Consider the following 2,599-nt stretch of genomic DNA (forward strand, 5'->3'; position numbering starts at 1 on the left):
TGGTACTGCAGGGGGGACCCTGTGGGAGAGTAGGACGCCGCCGAACAATTATTCAAGGCCGCGGCCCCAGCGACTCGCTGGGGCCGCGGCCTTTTTGTGTTTTGCGAACGTGAAGAAGATCGGCAAAAGCGGGACTTCCGCCCAGACGCGGAGGGTCCCGGCATGTCGGACAATGGAGAAGGTACGCGGGCCAGCAGGCCGGCGTCGAAGCCGCGTGGCGGTGGTGGAGTCGCATGCTCCGCCCGCGGTGTAGCTGAAGCAGCAGAAGGAGTCACCACGATGTCGAACCAGCCCCAGGACCGTCCCGAGCGTCGATCGGACGACGGCCGAGGCTACGAGCCCCGGTCCCGCGGGGGCTGGTCCAACGACCGTGGCGGCGACCGCGGTGGCTTCCGCCGCGATGACCGCCCCTCCGGCGGCTACCGTCGCGACGACCGTGACGACCGTCCGCGTCGTGACGACCGTCCGTCGGGCGGCGGGTACGGCCGCGACCGTGACGACCGCGGTGGCGACCGTGGCGGCTTCCGCCGTGACGACCGCCCCACCGGCGGGTACAACCGCGACCGCGGCGACCGTCCGTCGGGCGGTTTCAACCGTGACGACCGCGGTGGCGAGCGCGGCGGTTTCCGTCGTGACGACCGTCCCTCCGGTGGCGGTTTCAACCGCGACCGCGGTGACCGTCCGGCCGGCGGTGGCTTCCGTCGTGACGACCGCCCCTCGGGTGGCTTCAACCGTGACGACCGTGGTGGCGACCGTGGCGGTTTCCGTCGTGACGACCGTCCGTCGGGTGGCGGTTTCAACCGCGACCGTGGCGACCGTCCGGCCGGCGGTGGCTTCCGTCGTGATGACCGCCCCTCCGGCGGCGGTTTCCGTCGTGATGACCGCCCCTCCGGTGGCGGCTTCCGCCGCGATGACCGCCCGTCCGGTGGTTTCCGTCGGGACGACCGTGACGACCGTCCGCGTCGTGACGACCGCCCCTCCGGCGGTTTCAACCGTGATGACCGCGGTGGCGACCGTGGCGGTTTCCGTCGTGACGACCGTCCGTCGGGTGGCGGTTTCAACCGCGACCGTGGTGATCGTCCGGCCGGCGGTGGCTTCCGTCGTGACGACCGCCCCTCGGGTGGCTTCAACCGCGATGACCGCGGTGGCGACCGTGGCGGCTTCCGTCGCGACGACCGCCCCTCCGGCGGTTTCAACCGTGATGACCGCGGTGGCGACCGCGGTGGTTTCCGCCGCGACGACCGCCCGAGCGGTTTCCGTCGTGACGACCGTGACGACCGTCCGCGTCGTGACGACCGTCCGTCGGGTGGCGGTTTCAACCGCGACCGTGGCGACCGTCCGGCCGGCGGTGGCTTCCGCCGCGACGACCGCCCCTCCGGTGGCTTCAACCGCGATGACCGCGGTGGCGACCGTGGCGGCTTCCGCCGCGACGACCGTGGTGGCGACCGCGGTGGCTTCCGCCGTGACGACCGTGGTGGCGACCGCGGTGGCTTCCGCCGTGACGACCGCCCGTCGGGTGGCGGCTACCGCCGTGACCGGGACGAGCGCGGCGGCGACCGCCGGGAGTACGACGACCGCCGGGGCAACTACGAGCCCGTCAAGCGTCTGCCGATCCCGGAGGACGTCACCGGCTACGAGCTGGACGCGGACGTGCGCCAGGAGCTCAAGAGCCTGCCCAAGACCCTCGCGGACGACGTCGCCCGCAACCTGGTGATGGTGGCCCGCCTGCTCGACGGCGAGGCGGAGGAGGCCTACCAGTACTCGCGCATCGCGCTCCGTCTGGCCTCCCGCGTGGCGGCCGTCCGTGAGGCGGCCGGTTTCGCCTCGTACATGACGCAGCGCTACTCCGAGGCGCTGACCGAGTTCCGCGCCGCCCGTCGGATGACCGGCCGGGCGGACCTGTGGCCCGTGATGGCCGACTGCGAGCGCGGTCTGGGCCGTCCGGAGCGGGCGCTGGCGATGGCCGGCGAGCCCGAGGTGAAGCAGCTGGACAAGGCCGGCCAGGTCGAGATGCGCCTGGTGGCGGCCGGTGCCCGCGCCGACATGGAGCAGTTCGACGCCGCCGTGGTGACGCTGCAGAGCCCGGAGCTGGCCTCCAACTCCGTGCAGCCGTGGACCGCGCGTCTGCGGTACGCCTACGCCGAGGCCCTGATCGCGGCCGGCCGGGCCGACGAGGCCCGTGACTGGTTCGCCAAGGCCGCCGAGGCCGACACCGACGGCACCACCAACGCCTCGGAGCGGCTGGCCGAGATCGACGGCGTGGAGTTCACCGACACGCTCGACCCGGAGCTGGCCGAGGACGAGGCCGAGTCCACGGACGCCCCGGTGCAGAAGAAGCGCGGTGGCGGCGACCACTCCGAGGACCGCGTGATCTTCGAGGACGAGGAGGACGTCGAGGAGTTCTACGACGAGGACGACCTCGAGATCGACGACGACTTCGACGGCGTCGTCCCCGAGCGCGCCCAGCAGGCTGAGGCCGCCGAGGCCGAGGAGTCGAAGGCCGCCAAGGCCGACGCCGACGCCGACAAGAGCTGAGCAGCTCCCTGGCAAACGCCGTGAGGCCCTGCCGTTCCCCGGGAAACTCCGGGAACGGCAGGGC

General features: G+C 72.4%; 1 protein-coding gene and 1 pseudogene. Both read left to right on the forward strand.

Translation table 11 applies throughout. The features are described from left to right. Positions 1-279: 279 nt before the first annotated feature. Positions 280-1,380: pseudogene (locus ACFCY1_RS41450) on the forward strand (hypothetical protein); the annotation flags it as partial. Positions 1,381-1,650: 270 nt separating this feature from the next. Then, a complete protein-coding gene (locus ACFCY1_RS41455) occupies positions 1,651-2,535 on the forward strand; it encodes a hypothetical protein (RefSeq protein WP_375877814.1) in 885 nt (294 codons plus the stop codon). Positions 2,536-2,599 lie beyond the last annotated feature (64 nt).

It is taken from the genome of Kitasatospora sp. NPDC056273, from assembly GCF_042268845.1.
GTDB lineage: Bacteria > Actinomycetota > Actinomycetes > Streptomycetales > Streptomycetaceae > Kitasatospora.